This is a genomic window from Zooshikella ganghwensis, assembly GCF_018263875.1.
GTDB lineage: Bacteria > Pseudomonadota > Gammaproteobacteria > Pseudomonadales > Zooshikellaceae > Zooshikella > Zooshikella ganghwensis.
The window spans coordinates 518,537-539,837 of record NZ_JAEVHG010000001.1 but is presented as its reverse complement, the minus strand read 5'-3'; the positions used below and the strand labels follow the sequence as shown (position 1 = coordinate 539,837).

Sequence of the window (21,301 nt, the reverse complement as noted above, 5' to 3'; positions counted from 1 at the left end):
CGATTTTTGTAACTAAAGCAAATAGCTATTCCACAAAGGACAGGCTAAACTAGCTGGCCGTTATTACTCTATTTACGCGATCATTATTATGTTGGACTATCTTGTTAACCCTGATATTGAAGATTACTGCCATCAAAACACAACCAAAGAGTCTGACTTGCTTCTCTCTCTCATTGAAGCAACCAATAAAAATATGGGGTATCCCGTCAAATTATCAGGTAGGCAGGTAGGACGCCTATTAAAACTGATCGTTAGCATCAGCCAAACCAAGACTATTCTTGAAATTGGTATGTTCACTGGTTACTCAGCACTATCTATGGCTGAAGCATTACCTGACGATGGCAAAATTATTTGCTGCGAAACTAACCCTCGAGCCGTTGAGTTTGCTAAAGCATTTTTTGAGCAGTCACCTCATGGCGACAAAATTGATATTCGTTTTGGTAAAGCACTGGATACCATCGGCTCCTTTTCAGACATTACTTTTGACCTAGTATTTATTGATGCTGACAAAAAAAATTACACCAATTACTTACATGCCACACTTCCTCTTGTTAGAAAGGGTGGACTCGTTATTGTGGACAACGCCCTTTGGCAAGGTAACGTTCTAGCACCTAGTGATGAGAGAGATCAGGCTGTTGCTGACTTAAACCACTATGTTGCCGAAAGTGATGCTCTTGAAAATGTCTTGCTAAGCATTCGTGATGGAGTGAATATCATACGTAAGTGTTAGGCCACTTTTTGGGAAATATGCATACCCACTAACCTCCCAACAAAAACAGCTAAGTAAAACTGTCCAACAACCGCTTCCAGTGCAGTCAAAGACTGCGCTGCTCGACTGATAGGGACAACATCGCCAAAGCCAAGTGTAGTTAAAGAAACGTAACTAAAATAGATAAACCCCCATACATCGTAACCATCCACCGCATTAATGCCATGAAAGGAATCAGGATGGAGCAACTCAATAAAGCTGTAGCAAAGCGCCCACCAAATACCAAACAATAGATAAATGCACATAGAGCCATAGAGGGTATCTCGCGTAATCACCGTATTCGCAAACACGAGTTTAATCATACGAATAATGACGTACACAAAAAATACAATATATAAAAAGGTATCCAGCATCGCAAAGGTTGGTGTCCCTCGGCTCACTGATACCCAACCCGTAATTGCAGTGGGAATAGCTAGTATCAGGGATGAAATAAAGGCTCGCCGATCATGGCTAAAAACATAAATAGAACATACCAACAACAATGTTAAACTGGCTTTCAGCATAACACTGCGGGTAATAAGCTCAGGAATTAAAGGAAATATAATAGCGACTAAAATAAGGGCTACTAAAAGTGACGCAAAACTATAACGAGGGACTTTGACTTTCATTTAAAGCACCCTTATGCCATAGGCTTATCACTTTTCTACCACTTTGCATAATGCTCTTCAACAAACCCTAAAATATTATCGACTTGAATAGTACGTTGCCCGGTCTCTATCGTTCCTGAAAAATAGCCATAAAGCTGATGAAAATTAGTTGCCATTAACCATAAATTTAAACATTCTCGATGCGCTCCAAGAGGCGTAAAGGTCAAATCAAGCGACTTATCATAGGATGTGATATGCCATGGCAAATAAATATCATCAACATGATAATCAAAATGTATATGATCAATTTTTCCCAGCTGCCCATCCAGCCAATAGCAGTTTTCAGTAAAGCTTGTTTCATTGACACCCGCAGATAAATTCAACCCTAGCCATTCACCTGAGCTTAACCTTCCCCCAAGACACGCCCAATTCCAAAATGTTTCCCGGCGCATATAGCCAGCCGAAAAATCATGATGTGCTGATGCCTGTATTTGGGATAAATCAAAGTGCCCCCACTTACAATCGATTTCACCCTGAACTGCCAGACCAGCCACTTTTTGCGCATAGACCCAACCAGAGGGACCACAGCGAGTGCAAATTCGTAGTGGCTGCATGGGCTGGATAGCCTCATCAAATACACAATTTACATTGAGGTTTGGTAGCTCGATACGCAGTGACTTAGTACGCGTTAACCGATCATATTTCATAACAATAACGCGATTTCCACGTTTAAAATAACTACCGCCTTCATCAGGACTTAAACTTAAATGGCAGTTTTGACTCAGTACATCATGAAATGTCAGTGCCCACCGACGCTTAGAAGGTGGATGGTACAAATAACAAAAAGCCAGCCCCACAAGTTTAGTATCAACCAGGGCACAGCCTAAAACGATCTCAGGCGAGATAATGCCGTAATATTGAAATGCATTAAAACCAAACCAACGCTGCCAGCGTGATGCTGCTTTTCCCATTGGTGTTAATAGGCGACAATCACGATAATTAATTTCAGAGACCGGGTAATCTATAATCCCAAACCTTGGCTGGCCATTTTGCTGGATAAGCTTTGTATCAGGGAACTGCACTACAGATTGATGTTGATCGATCAGCATGCTTTCGCTCAAACCTGGCTCCCTTCTAGTTTACGAATAGCTTCAACCACATGATCAGGCAACGCAGTTTTTGCTTCTTTTGATATATCAAAGCAAACTACAGTTCCAAATCCCTCTGCTGCAACACGTTGTGCTTTTTGACTAAAAACAACATATTGCATCTTTAACCTGTCAGTCAGTATTTCCGTTACTTTCGCTCCAATAACCAGCTTGTCTGGATATACCAGTGGCATTTTAAAGCGACAGGAGGTTTCAGCCAGAACAGGCACAAGGTGTTGTGCATCCAATAAATTGCCCAACAGTAGACGCTCAAAATAGGCTATGCGAACATTTTCAAAATAACGGAAATAAACGGTATTATTTATGTGCCCTAACGCATCCATCTGCCCCCATTCTACTGCTGTTTCAAGAACCACAGGCATTGAAGCAATATTGAAAGATGATGCCATAAACCAACTCCCTGGACTTCACCATTATGTCTACACAAGCCTAATTAATAAAATACTCAGCTAGCGAATTGTATCCAAGCTGCAACAGGAAACCTGCTATGAAATGTGACTTTTTGGTTTTAATTCAGCCGTCTTTCCGCAAACTTAGAGGTTGTTTAATCCTTTAAACACTACCTACTTAATATCCTCATTCAAAATAGTGAGTCGAAGATGACTCAGTTAGGGTCTTTTCCTGATGTTTTAAGATACGAGGCCAGCGTGCACTTTTATGTTGCGACTTTGGGTCTGTGACTGTAACAACATAGACTCGTGTAATACCAGCATCCTCGACCAATAAACCCTGAATAAACTCATCTTTACCTAAGCTATACCACTGACTATTCCCCAACTGGTCCTTTTCCATAAACCCATCGATGATAATCTTGACTGGCCTAGGGTTATAGCTACTCCACTTTCCAGAATAAATTGACTCCAATCGAGCCCAACCACCCAAAGGTGTAAAACCAGGTTGTTTTTCCCTTCGTCCCCAGGGAATAAGTAATACCTGACCACGTTTGTTACGAACAGGTAAACAGCTTTTCGGATTTGGGAAAAAAGTACGAATTGTTTCTTCCGCTTGTTGGTACGTAACCCCGCCACACATTTAATGTTGCCCACCCTGGCAGTTGGGTGATTGTGGAGCACTGGCCGATCTTGCTTGCCACTCATCTGGCGTATAGGTATGAAGCGCTAACGCATGCACCGGACCCGCTAGTTCATTAGCAAGTAATTGATAAACCTGTTGATGGCGAGCCACACTGCGCTTATCTGCAAAGGCATTAGAGACAACAGTAACCTTAAAGTGTGTACTTGAATTTGGTGGGACATTGTGCATATAACTTTCATTTTGCACATCTAAATATGTTGGCTGCAAGCCCTCATTTAGCTTGCTCATAATGGTATCTTGCACACTCATGCACGAACCCTCAGCACTAAGAAACAATTAAGGAAAGCCTAACAGAATTAACGTACACCATACACGCATAAAGACTAGGGTTAAGTGGCAAGGTACAGGGAATAAGTGGACTCTTGTTTTTGGATGGAAGGGACTCATAAGAAAAAGACAGGCAGAACAGCTAAAAGGACCTGACCTCTTTTACCTGTCAAACCTGTCTTCTAAGGACATATCAAGTTGATATGTATTAGCGGGTAAAACCCACCCATTGCTTTTTGTTGTATGCAGCCAAAAGCCGAGCAATAATTAATGATTATTATCTACCAATTCTTGCGTTCATTCTTGTACCGCAGGCTCTCCTTAAGTTTTTCAGTAATATTATTCAGCTCGTTAACACGTATTGTTTTAAAACAACCACCACAGTGCATTTCTCAAGTATTTGATCACCTATCCTTTGAATAAAATAGACTTGAATTGTTTTTTACATTACATATCACAGCGTTTAATGCTTATTACTACTGTTATCGTGCTTTACAAACCAAGCACATTTACCTAAAAACACCATCTGTCTTGAATTACTTAAGCGGTTTATACTAATACTTTATCTATGTTGTAAGCCTAGCACTGATTCCTACAAAGGATATTTGACCCGAGTCAATACGAACAAATAACTAAACAACACTATATTTTCTATTGATTTACCGCAGTTTTTCCAAAACCAGTAAGTTATCCTCTTTAGCAGAAATAAATAATTCACATTTAAAAGTTTCAACAAGCCTCAGTTAATAATAGACATCAATACTGACATTTTATACAGTATGCGCTTTACTCTAGGGATACCAACACAACCCTTATCCTGTGTAAATTCAAACGAGGTGACCCATGCCGGTAATACCCATGTGGAAATGTGATAGGGATGGCAGTATGTTTGATGATAAAAAAGCTGCAGAAGAGCACGATAAAATGCTAGAACTGGCGGCAAACATCACACACATGTTAGAACGCCATTATGCGACATTAGATGAAGAGCTTGCTGAAGACATTGGTTTGCTTTTCGCTCAAAACAAAGAAACGATTGCTAAAGCAATAAAAGGTAAGCCTGAGCTTATTCTGGAAATAGAGCCACAGGCGGAACAGAAAGCCTCCACCAAAAAAGCTGAGAAAAAGGAGGCATAATGCTGCATTACTGGCTTACACTTTATTCTGCCTTGTAAGCCAGTCTGACAGTTATTATTTGTCTCACCTCCCTATTGTCATTCTGTCAGGATCAGCTACCATAGCGGCTTTTTTTCAGAGGTAGTAGGCGTAAAGCATGACGACATTTGTTCCAGGACAACGTTGGATTAGTGATACCGAAACAGAGCTAGGCCTGGGTACCATTCTGACGCTTGAGAACCGCCTGGTCACGCTATTGTTTCCTTCCACTGGCGACACACGGATTTACTCTATTCATAATGCTCCCTTGACCCGGGTGGTTTTTAATGTGGGAGATACCATCGAAAATCATGAAGGGGAGCAAATTGAGGTCACTGATGTCGCGATTAACAATGAGTTAATCACATATACTGGTAATGACACACAAGGCAAAGCTGTCGAAGTGCCTGAATCATGCTTGGGTAACTTCATCACATTTAATAAACCCCAAGAACGACTGTTGGCTGGACAAATTGACCAAAACCAACATTTCTCACTTAGATATAAAACATTACAACATAATCACCAGCTACTTAGCTCTAAGCTTCTGGGTTTAGTAGGCTCACGTACAGCATTAATTCCTCACCAGCTGCATATTGCTTACGAAGTTGGACAGCGAACAGCACCCCGTGTATTACTTGCCGATGAAGTTGGACTAGGTAAAACCATTGAAGCCGGGTTAATCATATATCAACAGCTTTTAGCAATGCGTGCCCAGCGCGTGCTAGTCATAGTACCTGAAACTCTTCAGCATCAGTGGCTTGTAGAACTTCTTCGTCGTTTTAACCTGCACTTTAGCCTGTTTGATTTAGAGCGCTGTCAGCAATACCCTGACGACAATCCTTTTGACAGTGCTCAGCTTGTACTTACAAGTTTGGAGTTTCTCACCCAGCACTCAGCTTATCATGACCAATGTTGCAAGGCGGGCTGGGACTTAATGATTGTTGACGAAGCTCACCACTTAACCTGGTCTGCAGAACAACCTAGCGTACCTTACTTATGCATTGAGCAGCTTGCACAAGCAACACCTGGTGTACTACTGCTGACAGCAACGCCCGAACAACTTGGAAAGGAAAGCCATTTTGCTCGATTAAGGCTGTTAGATCCTGAACGCTTTCATAGCTTAGAAGCATTTATAGAAGAAGAAATCGCCTATGCACCTGTAGCAAAAGCCGTTCAAAGCTTAATTGAGTTTGACTCAATGAGTGAAGATACTGCCAAATTACTACTGACATTTACCTCCACCGAACAGCACAAAGCACAAGATTTAATAAGCATTATCCAAACATCTAAAGATAATGACGAGAGAGAACAAGCAAAGTCAGTACTCATCAATATACTGCTTGATAGACACGGTACCAGTCGTGTTCTATTTCGTAATACACGTGCAGGTGTTCATGGTTTTCCAGGCAGGCTCGTACAACCCTATCCTCAGCCAACCCCCGAACTTTACACGCTGGCATGGGAAGATAGCGACAAGCTAGAGGAATTTCTCTTTCCTGAAATCGCATACCAACAAAGAATTACTATTGATGATAAAGACCCTTGGTGGCGATTTGACCCAAGAATTGACTGGCTGCTTACACTACTCAAGGCATTGAAAGGCGAAAAAATATTACTTATTTGCGCTAATGCAACAACAGCCCTTGACCTTGATGAAGCTATTCGTGTTCGTTCTGGCGTACCAAGTGCCGTATTTGAAGAAGGTATGTCAATCATTGAGCGGGATCGTGCAGCGGCTTATTTCGCAGACCAGGAATATGGCGCACAAATTTTAATTTGCTCAGAAATTGGTAGTGAGGGTCGCAACTTCCAGTTTGCTCATCACTTAGTTTTATTCGATTTGCCACTCAACCCTGATCTGCTTGAACAGCGTATTGGTCGACTTGATCGAATTGGCCAAACTGAAGCTATTAGAATTCATGTGCCTTACTTTGAAGGCTCAACTCAAGCCATGATTTATAGCTGGTACCATGATGGCTTAAATGCTTTTCTGGATACGTGCCCTGCTGGCACTCAGTTATACTCGATTTTTCAGGACGAAATTACCACGCTATGCCAGCAAACAAACCCATTGGAAGATGATAAATGGCCAGCATTACTTAAAAATACCCAACAGCAGCTAAAGCAAATTGCCCATAACCTTCATGAAGGTAGAGATAGACTTCTTGAGCTCAACTCTCAAGGTAATATAAAAAGTTTTGACCTAATCAATGCGCTACAAAATGAAGGTAGCGCAAAAAAACTGCGTAAATACACAGAAAAATTATTTAGCTGCTTTGGTATTGATCATGAAGATCACTCAAAAGATTGCATTGTCGTAAGACCCAGCGAGCAAATGCTAGTACCTTCATTCCCAGGCTTACAAGAAGAAGGTATGACGATGACCTTTAATCGGGATATTGCACTGAGCCGTGAAGATATGCACTTTCTGACCTGGGAGCACCCTCTCGTGCGCAATGGAATGGAGATGCTACTGGATAGTGAGTTTGGTAATACCACCGTTGCCTTACTCAAAAATAAAGCTCTGAAGCCTGGAACTATGCTAGTCGAAGCAATTTATGTAGTCGCTCCACCAGCAGATCACCAGCAATTACAACGCTTTTTACCACCCACTAGCATTCGCACGTTGATTGATCCTAAAGGTAATGATCTCAATACTAGTGTTAATTTTGAGACGCTCGATGCCCAACTCCACCCGATAAAGAAAAAGACCTCACGAAAACTAATCAAAGCGCAGCATGAACCCATAATGCAAGCATTAAAGCAAGCAGAAAACACTGCTGCACAACAGATGCCGGCTATTGTCCAGTCAGCTACTCAGGCTTTTAGGACAACACTTGAATCTGACCTTGAGCGCTTACAAGCGCTAAAAGAGGTAAACCCTAATATTCGAGAAGAAGAAATAACACATCTTCAGCAAACTATCGCATCAGGTCTCATTGGATTATCTCAGGCTCAACTTCGACTTGATGCAGTTCGTGTAATGTTTGCCGGGTAAAGTGTCTGGAAAACATAAAGCAAGTAGGTGCCGCTAACGCCCTACTTACTGCCTTGCTATTAAACTAATCACGTCGTAAAGATACCTCTCGCATAGTTTTATCGAGGTATCTTTTAACACTCCTAACCAAAAATCTCCTAACCGAAAAACGCTGAAATTAATATAACTTAGCCTCTCCCTCTGGCCGTGTTTTAAATCGACGATGCAGCCACATATACTGATCAGGTTTTTTACGGATTTCTTGCTCTATACACTGGTTTACTCTAAGCGCATCTGCTGCTTCGTCTTTTGAGGGAAAATTTGATAATGGCGGATGTATAGTAACCAAATAACCTTTATTCCCAGGTAAACGTTGCTGAGAAAATACCACAACTTTAGCTTTTCCCATTCGAGCAAACTTTGATGTTGCAGTAACAGTAGCGGCTTGAACCCCAAAAAAAGGAACAAAAACACTTTGCTTGGGACCATAATCCTGATCAGGGGCATACCACACAATGCGCCCGTCTCGAAGTGCTTTAAGCATTGTGCGAATATCTTTTCGAGGAATTGTTCGTGAAGAAGGGTGATAGTTCTCTCTACCTCGCCTTTGTATATAATCAAATACTGGATTTTTATGCTTACGGTACATGCCATCAATTGGAAAGTGCATTCCAAGCAGGGCTGCTCCAATCTCCAAAGTTGTGAAATGCATTGCAACTAATAACACACCTTGGTCTTTTAATGCTTCAAGATGCTCCTTACCCTCAAATACCACATATTTTGCCAACCGTGACTTTGGCCACCACCATGCCATTCCCGTTTCCAGCATACTAATGCCTAAAGAGTGAAAGCTCCGCTTCACCAGTGCAGCTTGCTCATCTGATGATAGCTCAGGAAAACACAGCTTAATGTTGGTTTCTGCAATATGGCGACGCTGTTTTCCCAGATAGTACGCAACTTTTCCTAAACCTTTTCCTATAAACTGAATCCATGTATAGGGTAGCTGACAAAGCAACCACATAACCCCTAACCCCAACCAGGTTAACCAAAATCGCGGATGGAAAAATTGCTTAGAAAATTTCAAAGGCTCCATAAAAACACTCAAATACTTATGACAAACAGTGCTCAATGAATAGCCTCATTGACACATGCACGTTTAATAAAATAGCAATTGATGCTAAAAACAACTACAGTTACTCATGCTGACATTATAAATAATGACCGCTGAACCAATACAATGCTTAATAAACTCGTGTCGTGTAATTTAATCACTAATGAAACAGGTAAATTCAGCAAACCCTAACTGATGCGCAAACAATGACTGCGAATGCCTCTCAACCCAATAATACAACTGGTTTCCAGTTAAAAAGAAGCCGACTGACACTAACCACGCTAGAGCTACTAAGCCTTGAGCTGGAAATAATTCGGCTTCAACTGACAGAACAAGCTCAGCTTGCCCCTAATTTACTCCATGACATGCCAGTGATATTAAGCCTTGAGAAAGTGGCTCTGCCGGAGAAAACGTGCAATGTTAACGCGATCGTTCATGAATGTGAACGAATGGGCCTAAGAATAATAGCAATTCGAGCACAAGCGCACTGGCGTCCTTATCTTAAATCAATAGAAATTGCCTATTTACCCACACTTTCAGCACAGTCAGACGAACCAATCAGCAAACCACAACGTCAAATCACAGAGCAAACACCTAACCCAGAACCAAAGCCTGCAAGCCCAACACATATTGTTGTTAATAGACCTGTGCGCTCTGGTCAGCAGGTTATCGCACCTGAAGGGGACTTAATTGTCCTTGCCCCAGTCAGTGCAGGAGCTGAATTACTGGCAAAAGGTAATATTCATATTTACGGACCGCTTCGAGGGCGAGCACTTGCAGGAATAGAAGGCAACACAAAAGCTGGTATTTTTTGCTTACAGTTTGCTGCAGAACTCGTAGCAATTGCAGGACACTATATGACTGAAATGGCACCATTCCAATCTTTTTGGCAAAAAGGTGCTCATATTTTTCGTGAAGGAGAAAACTTGCAGATCCTTCCACTTTAAACAATAATTTTTTGAGAAATTCCGCTAGAAACTAATTTTTTATAGGGTGCTACGTTGGCCAAAATAATTGTTGTCACTTCAGGCAAAGGTGGCGTTGGCAAAACCACGACCAGTGCAGCTATTGCCACAGGTTTAGCAATGCGTGGTTATAAGACTGTTGTCATCGACTTTGATGTGGGGTTACGTAATCTTGATTTAGTAATGGGCTGTGAACGTCGAGTGGTGTACGACTTCGTTAATGTTATTAACGAAGAGTCAAACTTAAAGCAGGCTCTCATCAAAGATAAACGTATTGCCAATTTATTTGTTTTACCTGCATCTCAAACACGAGATAAAGAAGCCTTAACAAAAGAAGGCGTAGGACGTGTTTTAGAAGAGCTTCGCGAGTCCTTTGATTATATCGTTTGCGACTCACCTGCGGGCATTGAAAAAGGTGCGCTTATGGCACTTTATTATGCTGATGAAGCCATTATTGTCACCAACCCTGAAATTTCTTCAGTTCGTGACTCTGATAGAATCCTAGGTATTTTGCAAAGCAAATCTATACGAGCTGAGCAAGACTTAGAACCTGTTAAAGAGTATTTACTACTGAGCCGCTATGATCCAGAACGCGTAAACCGCGGTGAAATGCTGAGTGTTGGTGACGTAGAAGAGATTCTAGCTATTCCATTATTAGGTGTAATTCCTGAGTCAAAAGCCGTCCTTAAAGCATCCAACCAAGGTATTCCGGTTATTCATGACGCTGAAAGCGATGCAGGACAAGCCTATGCTGACTCAGTAGATCGATTTCTTGGTAAAGATCTGCCCCACCGCTTTCTTGAAGTGCAAAAGAAAGGCCTGCTCAAGCGGATGTTTGGAGGCTAACCCATCATGAGTTTTTTTGAGATTTTTAAAAACACCAAAAAAGATGCCAGTGCATCAATGGCCAAAGAGCGCCTACAAATCATTGTGGCACATGAACGTGCCACCCGTGACGGGCCAGACTACTTACCTGCTTTACAGCGTGATATTTTAGAGGTCGTGCGTCGTTATATTTCAATCAATCCAGAAGATGTCGCTGTTAACTTTGACAGCCTTGATGACTATGCAATTTTGGAGCTGAATGTAACACTACCAGAGACAGCACCTGCTCAAGAGTAGCTTAGTTGTTTTTATAAAACAAAAGTAGTCCCCTGTCGTATCCACCCTCATACCTCGGCCAGTACCATGAGATAGTGTCTTTCACAATAACTGTTTTATAGTTATTGAAACCAGACCATTAGCTTGCTGGCCCCTTTGGCTACCCACCTAAATATCAACAAGATTTATTTTTCAGCCAGTCGTGCCACACATACTTCAGAAAATAAAGAAGCATAAGTTTCTTTTAGTGAAGACCAGTACCACTTTTGCATCATAGGAGCCTGGGGCAATTTATTTTGTTGCTTTGCAATCACTAGTTGATATAAGCGCGTTACTAAGTGCTCTGCCTCCTGCTCATGGGCTTCAGTATTTGATGGATAGCAGTAATCTTCAGCAAATAAATGAGGATAGGCCAGCCGATTTGGCACAACAGGAATACACCCTAAAGCCACCGCTTCTTGAATAGCTATACCCTGAAAGTCATGCAATGCAGTAGAAACTACAACATCACTGCTGGCCAGTAATTGATAGTACTCTTCACGATTCTCAACAAATCCCCATTTCCCCACTATATCTGCGTATTTCTGATAAAACTCAGCAAAACACGTTGGCTTATTTCTAAATTGTTGTCCAACGACATGAACGCATATATTCCTTGTTTTAGTCACTAGCTGAGCAATAGCTGAAAAAAAGCGTTCCGGCGCTTTATCATACTCCCAACGATGGTTCCAAATGATCTGTAACTTCTGCTCAGGTACTGTAGGTTTAAGTTGAAAAAAGTGATCCTCTTGGAGAGGGACAGGTACTACCCTGCACTTTTGGACTATTTCTGGTATCACATTTACTGGCACGCCATCTGGCAACTGGCCTAATAATTTTTTTGCTCCATATAAAAAAGTCTCCTGATTGTAGATTGTATTAAACACCACACAATCAGCCACTAATGCTGAGTAAAGTGTAATCACTTGAGCGCCCACAGAGTCAACCACATTTTCTTGAATAGGGTAGACAAACTGGTTTTCATGGAAATAAAGAATTGTAGGTATTTTAGATAGTGTGGGTACCATTCCCCGCAGGGCTGACAGATCTGTCATTGATGTAGCGATGATTAAGTCATACGGCTGAAGTAGTATATCTCGATAGCCTAGCCCTAGCGTCAAGCTATTCCCTCGAATCCGCCACGAAAAAAAACGTGCAGGCAAAGTCAATACTGTCCATTCAATTGCAGGAAAGGCTTTCACGAGTCCTTTATGCCAATAACAATGACTCACTGCATCATATGGAGAGAGAAGCAAAATGCGTTTAGGAAAAATAGTTGGTGTATTGTTTTCTGGCATAGCTTTGGCACTATATGAATAAAACAAAGCTTGTATTATGGATCTAGAGTAACTTATGAGTACATTATCAGACTTCAATCACCAGCTTCTGCAGTTTTTAAACTCTTCCCCAACACCCTTTCATGCTGTCTCAAGTATGACAGAGCTGCTTATAAATGCTGGATTTATACCTTTAAAAGAAAGTGAAAGCTGGTCACTTAAAGACTTTCAAGGATATTTTATCACACGAAATGATTCTTCCATTATTGCCTTTACAACTGGTAGTCAAGAATACTCCAAACACGGCTGGCGTTTAGTGGGCGCTCATACCGATAGTCCTTGCCTTAAGGTAAAGCCAAATGCCGATCTATACCAACAAAATTATTGGCAACTAGGAGTAGAGGTTTATGGTGGTGCTTTATTAAACCCTTGGTATGACCGTGATTTATCCTTGGCGGGCCGTGTTACTTTTTTAAATAGCCAAAAGCAAGTATGCAGTGCACTTATTAATTTTGAAGAGCCTATAGCGGTCATTCCAAGTTTAGCCATTCACCTAGATAGAAATGCCAACAAAGAGCGCTCTATTAATCCGCAAACAGATATTCCACCTATTTTAAGCCTGATACCTGAAGACAACACAAATAAGCCGACTCTTAGTAAATTATTAATTAGTCATCTTAATGGTGCAGGTTATCAAGATATTAAAGAGATTTTAGATTATGAACTTAGTTTCTATGATAGTCAGACCCCAGCACTTGTTGGTTTAAACAAAGAGTTTATTGCTAGTGCTCGGCTTGATAACTTATTAAGCTGTTTTATTGGGTTACATGCCTTACTTAATAGTGAATATCAAAAAAACGAAGTACCTTGCCTGTTGGTATGTAATGATCATGAAGAAGTTGGCAGCCAGTCCCACTGTGGAGCACAGGGACCTTTCCTACAACAAACACTTACTCGAGTTATGGGGTGCCCAATTACCGCAGCCCAGGTAATGGCAAATTCACTTATGATTTCCGTTGATAACGCTCATGGAATTCATCCAAATTATGCTGACCGGCATGACGCAAACCATGGTCCAATAATTAATAAAGGTCCTGTCATTAAGCAAAACTGCAACCAGCGCTATGCAACAAACAGTGAAACAGCAGCTATTTATAAGTGGCTCAGTCAACAGCAACAAGTTCCTTTCCAATCATTTGTTGTTCGAACAGATATGGCCTGTGGCTCAACCATTGGCCCTATAACTGCTGGAGAATTGGGTGTAAGAACACTCGATATTGGGGTTCCTACTTTTGCAATGCATTCACCTAGGGAGCTTGCAGGCAATCAAGATGGCTATATATTAAATAATGTATTACAAGCCTTTTTTAAAACTACGGAGCTACCTTCCTAAATCTCTCCACATGTAGCACCAAAGATCTAACCTTTCCGCAATAAAAAAGCTGCGATTTTATGAAAATAAAGTCGCAGTACTATCAACATTTACGTATTCATACGGAGTTAGTTCACACCAAATTGGTGCTAAAATAACCATCACTGATTGAGATAAGCCAGTAACTCAATCTGAAGCAGCCAGAACTTGCACGACCAACGCTTGGAGCTCAAAATGCCTACCAGAACCAAAAGAGCAAGCTTTGCTGACCACATCGCCTGCCATCGCTTCGGAAAACGTTCAGCAAAAAATAATCAAAATTCAACAGCTACTCTTCTTAAGTCTAAGTTCACAACTAAAATTGATATTGAACACGACTCTAATGCAAACTTTGTTCGAGGCTACAACTAATTATAATAAATAGCTCAAAAGCTCTACATAGCTAAATGACAAGATTTCCTTAAGCCACTTAATGTTAAAAGTTAAGTGGCTTTATATTATCTAGCAATTTTAACTACTGCTTTTATAACAATTTCCTCAAATTACACGTCATTATTGTTTACACCTTCACTCCCACATAAAGCGCTTACTCTCACCTCATAAGCTTTCCAGCTCACATATTGACAGTTCTGAGATTCAACTCTTAGCTTTTATGCAGTTGTTCAAGGCTGATGCAATCATAAATGGGCTAAACTTAACACTTAAAACAGGTTATGATTGCAAACATCCCCCCTCCTGGAAGTAGGAAACTGGGAACTATTAATGCATACAGGCTCTCAAAATAGGGCATAAAAAGACTATAAGTATCGGAAAGGTATCGAGCATTAACCAATGGCATTAAATCTCTGTAAAAGCAAGCTACTAAATGCACTACTATTTACAACCATGACAAGTCTGTCACTGGCCACGATCGCAAAGGTTATTCCTGCAGAGCAGCTGAATTTGCAAGAGTTAACGCCTACTGAAGATCAACGGCTGGCCACTGTAAATATGGTGCAATTACTACGCCGTCATTATGAAAAGATTCCACTTAACGATCAGAGCTCAGTTAAAATTTTTGACCGATACTTAGAAACCCTGGATCCTGACCGACGCTATTTCCTTCTTCAAGACATTAATGAATTTGAAAAATACCGTCATAAACTAGACAACGATTTGAAAACAGGCAATCTGCGTCATGCATTTGAAATGTTTAATCGTTACCAAGCTCGTGTTAAACAACATCTACTTTTCAACCTCAAGCTATTAAAACGTGGTGTTAGCCGCTTTAATTTTGCAATAAACGAAACCCTAGAGACTGACCGAAAAAATGCACATTGGACAGCAACACATGCAGACCAGCAAAGTTTATGGCGGAAAATCTTAAAGGATCGTATTCTGCGCTTACGGTTAGCCGGTAAAGAAGATAAAGAAATCGTTAAACTGCTAACTAAACGCTTCAATAATCAGCTTAATCGACTCCATCAAAACAATAATGAAGATGCCTACCAAATTTTTGTGAACGCTTTTACACAAATCTATGACCCTCACACTCAATACTTCTCACCTCGCAGAGCAGAAAACTTTGATATCAACATGAGCCTAAAGCTGGAGGGTATTGGAGCTGTTTTGCAGTCTGAAGATGAGTATACAAAAGTAGTTCGACTTGTAAATAAAGGGCCTGCAGACAAGGCTGGGCAACTCAAGCCTGCAGATAAAATAGTAGGTGTTGGCCAGGGAACTGACGGTGAAATGGTTGATGTAATTGGTTGGCGGCTTGATGAAGTTGTTGAGCTGATTCGAGGCAAAAAAGACACCATTGTAAGGTTAGAGGTCATTCCATCTGGCAGTGACACTACTGGCCCCGGAAAGGTTTATTCTATAAAGCGGGACACCGTTAAACTTGAAGAACAGTCAGCTCAGAAAAAACTGTTCACTATAAAGGAAAAAGGCAAATCATTTAAAGTTGGTATTATTCAGATTCCAACCTTTTATATTGACTTTAAATCAGCTCAAGCAGGTGAACCTGAGTATAAAAGCACTACACGTGATGTAAAACGACTCCTAAAAGAGCTAGAAAAAGAAAAAGTTGATGGTCTGGTTATTGACCTGCGTAACAACGGTGGTGGTTCGCTGCAAGAAGCAAACGAACTGACCGGATTGTTTATCAAACAAGGTCCTACTGTTGTTGTTAAAGACAGCCTTGGCCGGGTTGATACCCAAGAAGACCCAGATGGCTCAATTTATTATGATGGCCCAATGGTTGTTCTCGTTAACCGCTTAAGTGCGTCTGCTTCTGAAATTTTTGCTGGTGCTATGCAAGACTATCGTCGAGCGCTGGTTGTAGGTAGTCAAACCTTTGGAAAAGGCACAGTGCAGAGTATTCAACCATTAAATCACGGTCAGCTTAAATATACTCTGGCAAAATTCTATCGTGTATCAGGACAAAGTACTCAACACCAAGGCATCATGCCAGATATTCACTTTCCTGCTGTTTACAATACGGAAGAAATTGGTGAAAGCTCATTACCAGATGCCTTACCATGGGATACCATCAAGCCTGTTCGCCATACTCCATATCAAGCTAATATTCCTGAAATAATGTTGCTACAAAAGAAGCATAATCAGCGGATACAAATCAGTCCTGATTTTATCTACATTCAAGACCAACTGAATTATCAAAGAGAACTTGAAAAACAAACTAAAATCTCTCTAAACCAAAAACAGCGGCAAGAAGAGTTACAGCAGCGCCAGGAACAGCGGTTAGCAATGGAAAACACTTTCCGCAAAGCAAAAGGAAAAGATACCTACAAAAGCTACTCTGACTTTGAAGAAGCAGCTGAAAAAGAAAGCCTAAAAGAGCAAGAAGATCTACCTGTTGAAGATGATGCCTACTTGTTCGAAGCTGGCAACGTGCTGGTTGACTATGTCCAACTAAAACAACGTATTGCCGCCAATGATAGCGTATTTTGATTGTTACATTTAGTTCTTAACCAAGCTATTAGTCACCCCTTGGCTAATAGCTTCACCTGCCCCCAGCCCTTCCCTCTAAGGCTTATCTGATAGTAAATCTAGCTAGCAGCATGACAAGGAACAACAGACTATATGCATAAAGCTGACTAGGTATTCTTAATGGAAAAGTAAAGTAATTCACCATCAATGCTTGTAGATCAGCAAATAGTGGTTACAGGATAAACTTACCGAAGAAATAGATAGATATGTAAACGAGATTGAAATGTACTTTAACATTGCCTAAGGAAGGTGGCGGAGCGGACGGGACTCGAACCCGCGACCCCCGGCGTGACAGGCCGGTATTCTAACCAACTGAACTACCGCTCCGAATCCTAAAAGAAATGGTGGGCAGAGAGGGGATCGAACCCCCGACCCTCGCCTTGTAAGGGCGATGCTCTCCCAGCTGAGCTATCTGCCCATCTCTTAAGGACGGGGCGCATTATACGCACTATAGACCACAGATTGCAACTTTCTTTTAATATTTTTCATTGGATATACCCTTCACGAATCATTTTTATGTGCGCTATCCATAGCGCTCACCCTAACGGGCCAGCGAAGCTGTTCTAATGTGTTCCCGACACATTAGTAGGGTTTGTTGCCAGCACTTTTGACCACCAAGGATAGGTAGGAATGCAGTTTATGCATAATGACATGGATGTCATATAGTAGAGCAATGCAGGAGCTACTGCCGAGGAGCATCTAACTGTCACACCAGTCACTTATTAATATAACCGCCCAGCAGCGCTGTTATATCAATTAAAGTGGCTACCGCAAGTTTCACAGAAGTAAACTTGCCCAGGGGCTTCATCGCTTGACGGCCGTGCCCTTGGGGTATAAAAACCCTTCGTTTTGGGTATAGATAGCTACTTTTCAATAAACCAGTACAAGAAAAGCATTTCCACTCAGCAACTGGATCGCAACGTAAAAAGGGGATCAGAAAGCTGTATATCTAAAAATAAAGAGGACTGTATTAGCGGGGATAACTACGCTTAGAGGGGTCATCTAAATCAGATTATGGAGAAGATGGAATGATGGCGGAGCGGACGGGACTCGAACCCGCGACCCCCGGCGTGACAGGCCGGTATTCTAACCAACTGAACTACCGCTCCGAATCCTAAAAGAAATGGTGGGCAGAGAGGGGATCGAACCCCCGACCCTCGCCTTGTAAGGGCGATGCTCTCCCAGCTGAGCTATCTGCCCATCTCTTAAGGACGGGGCGCATTATATAAGTGCTTTTACTCGCAATGCAACCCTTGCGCATAGTTTTTCTTATTTAGCATTCTATTTCAGCTAGTTAGCTCATAAAAAAGCTTTTACCAACAACCAAGAAACTAGCAAGCATTTTCATGTAAGCTGCTTTTACTACTTGGTTATTAACCTAATAGTTACATTTGTCAGCAATATGCCAATTAAGAAGCATCCAGAGCAAAAAGCTTTGAGGTGCCAAGTAAGCTTTTGCTAACATGCGGCCTCCTAACAAAGTGAGGCAAGTATGTGGTTTAAAAACTTAATTGCTTACCGTTTAACGAAACCTGTTGATTTTGATAATGAACAACTTAATCAGCAGCTGCAAGATCATTTATTTACCCCATGCTCTAAACAACAAGCTTCCACCTATGGCTGGGTCCCTCCCCTGGGATCACATAGCGACTTATTTTTACATCAGGCTAATGACTTGATACTCATATGTGCCAAACGTGAAGATAAAATACTTCCTGCATCTGTCATCAAAGATTTTGTTCAAGATAAAGTCACCGAAATAGAAGAAAGTCAGTTTCGCAAAGTTACTCGTAAAGAACGCGAGCAAATAAAAGAAGATACTATTCAGACACTGCTCCCCAAAGCCTTCAGCCGCTCCCAAAAAACCTTTGCTTGCCTAGCACCACAGCAAGGATGGTTATTAGTAGATGCGGCAAGTCATAAAAAAGCAGAAGAACTCACGAGCTTTCTTCGGCAGTCCATTGGCTCACTCCCTGTTGTTCCCCTAATGCCTAATGACGCCCCTAACACCATTATGACTAGCTGGCTTAATGGAAATGCACTACCAACACCTTTTATTATTAGTGATGAGTGTGAGCTTAGAGAGCCAACAGAAGACGGAAGTATTATTCGCTGCAAACGTCAAGACTTACTTAATGATGAAATCTGTACACTCATTAACAATGGCAAGCAAGTCAGTAAGCTCGCTTTGCAGCTTGAGGCAGAGCTAGCTTTTGTTCTCGCAGATGACTTTACACTTAAACGTTTAAAGTTTGCTGATGAGTTGATTGAACAAGCCTCAATTGATGACCCTGATGATAAGGCTGCACAATTTGATGCAGACTTTATTCTTATGACCAACACACTGTTAGCACTAATTGAAAAGTTAGGAGAGCAGTTTGGGGGATTTTCCAAAGGTGAGTAAAGCCCTCTTTTGAGGGCTTTGAAACTAGTGCATTAAACTAAACAGCTTGCGGCGGAATGATTTAACGAGGTCGTTAGCAGAACCCAACAAATCAAAAATCTGCAGCATGAGTAACCTGGCACCATCTTCTCTAAAGGTGCGATCTTTTTGGACAATCGTAAACAGTAAAGAGAGTGCAGACTCATATTCATCTTCAACCACACGCCTAATGGCCAGCTGAAAAGAAACCTCTAAATCCTCTGGCTGTTTACTTGCCTGCGCTTCAAGCTCGCTTGAAGGTGGTAATTCTGCAGCCATTTCGTAAAAAGCAATTTTTGCCTTGGGCTGTTCTATGCCTGGGGCGTCATCCGGAATACTAGCCATCACTTGCTTGGCATCCTCAATTTTGCCCGTTTGCAACAGCAGTTTAGCTAACTGAACCTTTAAGGCCTGGTTATCAGGTTCACTTTGTAACATTTGCTGAACAAATAATAACGCCTGATTAAACTGTCCTTCCTCAATAAGTGCATCAACTTGCTTCTGAATACGATCAGCAGGACTCAAAGTCAATTCATCCAATACAACTTTTAAGTCCGCTTCACTGGTTAAGCCTGAAAATTCTTGAGCTATTTGCCCCTGAAAAATTATTTTTAATGTTGGTAAAGAGCGCACCGCCAAGTGTTGTGCCAACATAGGCTGCTCATCTGCATTAACCTTAGCAACAATAAATTTACCACCATAAGCGGTTGCCAGTTTCTCCAATATAGGAAGTTGGCTTTTACAAGGCTGGCACCAGTCTGCCCAAAAATCTAACAGTACAGGTACCGTCTGTGACTTTTCAACAACCTCCTGCTGAAAGTTATCAACAGTGACATCAACAATATAAGGGTTGTTTGACATGCTCTCTTCCACAAAGTTTTAGGACACAATTTCCAGTACTTTACGCGTTTTAGTCCAGCCTAAGCACTGAATGCCACTTTCAAAGTTCAATAATTTAATTTTTAAATGACTTAACTATCAACATGGTGCTCTAAGTGATGTATTTCAAGCATGAAGATTAAAAGCAAGAAAGTAGGTTACTCACAGTTTCTGTGGATAAGTTTGTGGATCACCCATATAAAAGAGGACTAAATCCTTTAAATATAGACTTATTCTTTAAATTGCACAGCAAATGTACACTTTATTTTGGTGACTTATTAGTAGCTGGTTTAAGGAAGTGCCAACCGCCAACTAGAGATAGGACAACGTTAAAAGCAGTCACTGCTCATGAGCGAACAAGCAGTGACTCCCAACAGATAAAGTGACTTAGTAATTAAAATTGATACCCAACCGCTGTCCTACCTCTTCATAAGCTTCAACAACATTCCCTAAGCCTTGGCGAAAACGATCTTTATCTAACTTAGCCCGCGTTTCAGCATCCCATAAGCGGCAACCATCAGGGGTAAACTCATCACCAAGCACCAGCTCACCGTCATAAAGGCCAAACTCAAGCTTGTAATCTACCAGCAGGAGTCCTGCAGACAAAAATAGAGGCTTAAGTACATCGTTAACCGCAAGGGTTAGCGTCTTCATTCGCTCAACATGCTCTGACTCGGCCCACCCAAATGCCGCAATATGGTAGTCGTTGATCATTGGGTCGCCCAGCTCATCATTTTTCAAGAAAAATTCAAATACTGGCTGCTCTAGGGTTAGTCCTTCTTGAACCCCTAAGCGACGACAGATACTTCCTGCCGCAATATTTCTTACAACACATTCAACAGGAATCATCTTCAAACATTTTACCAACGACTCTTGTGTTGAAAGCAGCTTATCAAAGTGAGTTGCTATACCTGCTGCCTCAAGCTTCTCCATAATAAAAGCATTAAACTGATTATTAACGGCACCCTTACGATTTAATGCCTCTTTTTTCTTACCATCAAACGCAGAGGTATCATCACGAAAGTGTAATATCAGTCGATTTGGATCATCTGTCGTGTAAACCGACTTAGCTTTCCCCGAATACAGCTCTTCACGTTTTTCCATTGATTTTCTCCACTCACC

19 protein-coding genes and 4 tRNA genes are annotated in these 21,301 nt (G+C 41.4%); 10 read left to right on the top strand and 13 right to left on the bottom strand.

The window, feature by feature from the left end:
* Positions 1–88 precede the first annotated feature (88 nt).
* A complete protein-coding gene (locus KHS79_RS02395) occupies positions 89–730 on the top strand; it encodes an O-methyltransferase (RefSeq protein WP_027706496.1) in 642 nt (213 codons plus the stop codon).
* On the opposite strand, the gene KHS79_RS02390 is transcribed toward KHS79_RS02395, so the two are convergent.
* From KHS79_RS02390 to KHS79_RS02370, 5 genes are all read right to left on the bottom strand, one after another.
* Positions 727–1,377: an ion channel gene (locus tag KHS79_RS02390; protein WP_051310615.1), complete on the bottom strand. Its 651-nt coding sequence runs from the start codon at positions 1,375–1,377 to the stop codon at positions 727–729. The genes KHS79_RS02395 and KHS79_RS02390 overlap by 4 nt on opposite strands.
* Before the next feature lie 35 nt (positions 1,378–1,412).
* Positions 1,413–2,477, bottom strand: a complete 1,065-nt coding sequence (locus tag KHS79_RS02385) for a DUF2804 domain-containing protein (protein ID WP_094786509.1) — start codon at positions 2,475–2,477, stop codon at positions 1,413–1,415.
* The gene (locus tag KHS79_RS02380) at positions 2,474–2,914 is read right to left on the bottom strand and encodes an acyl-CoA thioesterase (RefSeq protein WP_212716318.1); all 441 of its coding nucleotides are present in this window, start codon (positions 2,912–2,914) and stop codon (positions 2,474–2,476) included. Before KHS79_RS02380 ends, KHS79_RS02385 begins: the two co-directional genes overlap by 4 nt.
* A gap of 187 nt (positions 2,915–3,101) precedes the next feature.
* Complete coding sequence (locus KHS79_RS02375; protein WP_212716316.1) at positions 3,102–3,557, bottom strand: hypothetical protein; 456 nt, start codon at positions 3,555–3,557, stop codon at positions 3,102–3,104.
* Complete coding sequence (locus tag KHS79_RS02370; protein ID WP_212716314.1) at positions 3,558–3,869, bottom strand: BolA family protein; 312 nt, start codon at positions 3,867–3,869, stop codon at positions 3,558–3,560.
* 861 nt (positions 3,870–4,730) lie between these two features.
* Here KHS79_RS02370 and KHS79_RS02365 point away from each other — a divergent pair.
* Positions 4,731–5,024, top strand: a complete 294-nt coding sequence (locus KHS79_RS02365) for a YebG family protein (protein ID WP_027706500.1) — start codon at positions 4,731–4,733, stop codon at positions 5,022–5,024.
* Positions 5,025–5,160: 136 nt separating this feature from the next.
* Positions 5,161–8,043: an RNA polymerase-associated protein RapA gene (rapA, locus tag KHS79_RS02360; RefSeq protein WP_212716312.1), complete on the top strand. Its 2,883-nt coding sequence runs from the start codon at positions 5,161–5,163 to the stop codon at positions 8,041–8,043.
* Between the two features lie 157 nt (positions 8,044–8,200).
* Here rapA and lpxL read toward each other — a convergent pair whose 3' ends face one another.
* Positions 8,201–9,115, bottom strand: coding sequence for an LpxL/LpxP family Kdo(2)-lipid IV(A) lauroyl/palmitoleoyl acyltransferase (lpxL, locus tag KHS79_RS02355; RefSeq protein ID WP_212716310.1), 915 nt, complete (start codon positions 9,113–9,115; stop codon positions 8,201–8,203).
* 224 nt (positions 9,116–9,339) lie between these two features.
* On the opposite strand from lpxL, the gene minC reads away from it, so the two are divergent.
* From minC to minE, 3 genes are read left to right on the top strand one after another with little or no spacing between them, the layout of a single operon-like run.
* The gene (gene minC, locus KHS79_RS02350) at positions 9,340–10,080 is read left to right on the top strand and encodes a septum site-determining protein MinC (RefSeq protein ID WP_051310622.1); all 741 of its coding nucleotides are present in this window, start codon (positions 9,340–9,342) and stop codon (positions 10,078–10,080) included.
* 54 nt (positions 10,081–10,134) lie between these two features.
* Positions 10,135–10,944, top strand: coding sequence for a septum site-determining protein MinD (minD, locus tag KHS79_RS02345; protein ID WP_027706503.1), 810 nt, complete (start codon positions 10,135–10,137; stop codon positions 10,942–10,944).
* A 6-nt stretch (positions 10,945–10,950) separates the two neighbouring features.
* Positions 10,951–11,220, top strand: a complete 270-nt coding sequence (gene minE, locus KHS79_RS02340) for a cell division topological specificity factor MinE (RefSeq protein ID WP_027706504.1) — start codon at positions 10,951–10,953, stop codon at positions 11,218–11,220.
* Positions 11,221–11,384: 164 nt separating this feature from the next.
* On the opposite strand, the gene KHS79_RS02335 is transcribed toward minE, so the two are convergent.
* The gene (locus KHS79_RS02335; RefSeq protein WP_212716308.1) at positions 11,385–12,536 is read right to left on the bottom strand and encodes a tRNA-queuosine alpha-mannosyltransferase domain-containing protein; all 1,152 of its coding nucleotides are present in this window, start codon (positions 12,534–12,536) and stop codon (positions 11,385–11,387) included.
* A 55-nt stretch (positions 12,537–12,591) separates the two neighbouring features.
* Between KHS79_RS02335 and KHS79_RS02330 the strand changes: the two genes are divergently transcribed.
* From KHS79_RS02330 to KHS79_RS02320, 3 genes are all read left to right on the top strand, one after another.
* On the top strand, positions 12,592–13,908 hold the full coding sequence (locus KHS79_RS02330; protein WP_212716306.1) for a M18 family aminopeptidase: 1,317 nt from the start codon (positions 12,592–12,594) through the stop codon (positions 13,906–13,908).
* 213 nt (positions 13,909–14,121) lie between these two features.
* Entirely contained in the window at positions 14,122–14,298 is a 177-nt protein-coding gene (locus tag KHS79_RS02325) for a hypothetical protein (RefSeq protein WP_157365338.1), read from the top strand.
* Between the two features lie 420 nt (positions 14,299–14,718).
* Positions 14,719–16,839 carry a carboxy terminal-processing peptidase gene (locus KHS79_RS02320; protein ID WP_212716304.1) on the top strand — a complete coding sequence of 707 codons (2,121 nt, stop codon included), beginning with the start codon at positions 14,719–14,721 and terminating at the stop codon, positions 16,837–16,839.
* A 289-nt stretch (positions 16,840–17,128) separates the two neighbouring features.
* On the opposite strand, the gene KHS79_RS02315 is transcribed toward KHS79_RS02320, so the two are convergent.
* The 4 genes from KHS79_RS02315 to KHS79_RS02300 all read right to left on the bottom strand — a co-directional run bounded on the left by KHS79_RS02315 (position 17,129) and on the right by KHS79_RS02300 (position 18,078).
* A tRNA-Asp gene (locus KHS79_RS02315) sits at positions 17,129–17,205 on the bottom strand.
* A 15-nt stretch (positions 17,206–17,220) separates the two neighbouring features.
* Positions 17,221–17,296: transfer RNA gene (locus KHS79_RS02310), tRNA-Val, on the bottom strand.
* 614 nt (positions 17,297–17,910) lie between these two features.
* Positions 17,911–17,987 (bottom strand) — tRNA-Asp (locus KHS79_RS02305).
* A gap of 15 nt (positions 17,988–18,002) precedes the next feature.
* Positions 18,003–18,078 (bottom strand) — tRNA-Val (locus KHS79_RS02300).
* A 292-nt stretch (positions 18,079–18,370) separates the two neighbouring features.
* On the opposite strand from KHS79_RS02300, the gene rdgC reads away from it, so the two are divergent.
* A complete protein-coding gene (rdgC, locus tag KHS79_RS02295) occupies positions 18,371–19,282 on the top strand; it encodes a recombination-associated protein RdgC (protein WP_027706508.1) in 912 nt (303 codons plus the stop codon).
* Between the two features lie 24 nt (positions 19,283–19,306).
* Here the strand turns inward: rdgC and KHS79_RS02290 are convergent, their stop codons facing one another.
* Positions 19,307–20,161, bottom strand: coding sequence for a tetratricopeptide repeat protein (locus tag KHS79_RS02290; RefSeq protein ID WP_212716301.1), 855 nt, complete (start codon positions 20,159–20,161; stop codon positions 19,307–19,309).
* Positions 20,162–20,566: 405 nt separating this feature from the next.
* Positions 20,567–21,283: a phosphoribosylaminoimidazolesuccinocarboxamide synthase gene (purC, locus tag KHS79_RS02285; RefSeq protein WP_027706510.1), complete on the bottom strand. Its 717-nt coding sequence runs from the start codon at positions 21,281–21,283 to the stop codon at positions 20,567–20,569.
* Positions 21,284–21,301 lie beyond the last annotated feature (18 nt).

Coding starts and splice junctions, on each gene's coding strand:
- KHS79_RS02335 (WP_212716308.1), bottom strand. CDS start 12,536: ATGCCAGAAAACAATACACCAACTATTTTTCCTAAACGCATTTTGCTT.
- KHS79_RS02320 (WP_212716304.1), top strand. CDS start 14,719: ATGGCATTAAATCTCTGTAAAAGCAAGCTACTAAATGCACTACTATTT.
- KHS79_RS02290 (WP_212716301.1), bottom strand. CDS start 20,161: ATGTCAAACAACCCTTATATTGTTGATGTCACTGTTGATAACTTTCAG.
- KHS79_RS02330 (WP_212716306.1), top strand. CDS start 12,592: ATGAGTACATTATCAGACTTCAATCACCAGCTTCTGCAGTTTTTAAAC.
- minE (WP_027706504.1), top strand. CDS start 10,951: ATGAGTTTTTTTGAGATTTTTAAAAACACCAAAAAAGATGCCAGTGCA.
- KHS79_RS02325 (WP_157365338.1), top strand. CDS start 14,122: ATGCCTACCAGAACCAAAAGAGCAAGCTTTGCTGACCACATCGCCTGC.
- rapA (WP_212716312.1), top strand. CDS start 5,161: ATGACGACATTTGTTCCAGGACAACGTTGGATTAGTGATACCGAAACA.
- KHS79_RS02395 (WP_027706496.1), top strand. CDS start 89: ATGTTGGACTATCTTGTTAACCCTGATATTGAAGATTACTGCCATCAA.
- KHS79_RS02380 (WP_212716318.1), bottom strand. CDS start 2,914: ATGGCATCATCTTTCAATATTGCTTCAATGCCTGTGGTTCTTGAAACA.
- minC (WP_051310622.1), top strand. CDS start 9,340: ATGACTGCGAATGCCTCTCAACCCAATAATACAACTGGTTTCCAGTTA.
- purC (WP_027706510.1), bottom strand. CDS start 21,283: ATGGAAAAACGTGAAGAGCTGTATTCGGGGAAAGCTAAGTCGGTTTAC.
- KHS79_RS02365 (WP_027706500.1), top strand. CDS start 4,731: ATGCCGGTAATACCCATGTGGAAATGTGATAGGGATGGCAGTATGTTT.
- KHS79_RS02370 (WP_212716314.1), bottom strand. CDS start 3,869: ATGAGTGTGCAAGATACCATTATGAGCAAGCTAAATGAGGGCTTGCAG.
- rdgC (WP_027706508.1), top strand. CDS start 18,371: ATGTGGTTTAAAAACTTAATTGCTTACCGTTTAACGAAACCTGTTGAT.
- lpxL (WP_212716310.1), bottom strand. CDS start 9,115: ATGGAGCCTTTGAAATTTTCTAAGCAATTTTTCCATCCGCGATTTTGG.
- KHS79_RS02390 (WP_051310615.1), bottom strand. CDS start 1,377: ATGAAAGTCAAAGTCCCTCGTTATAGTTTTGCGTCACTTTTAGTAGCC.
- KHS79_RS02375 (WP_212716316.1), bottom strand. CDS start 3,557: ATGTGTGGCGGGGTTACGTACCAACAAGCGGAAGAAACAATTCGTACT.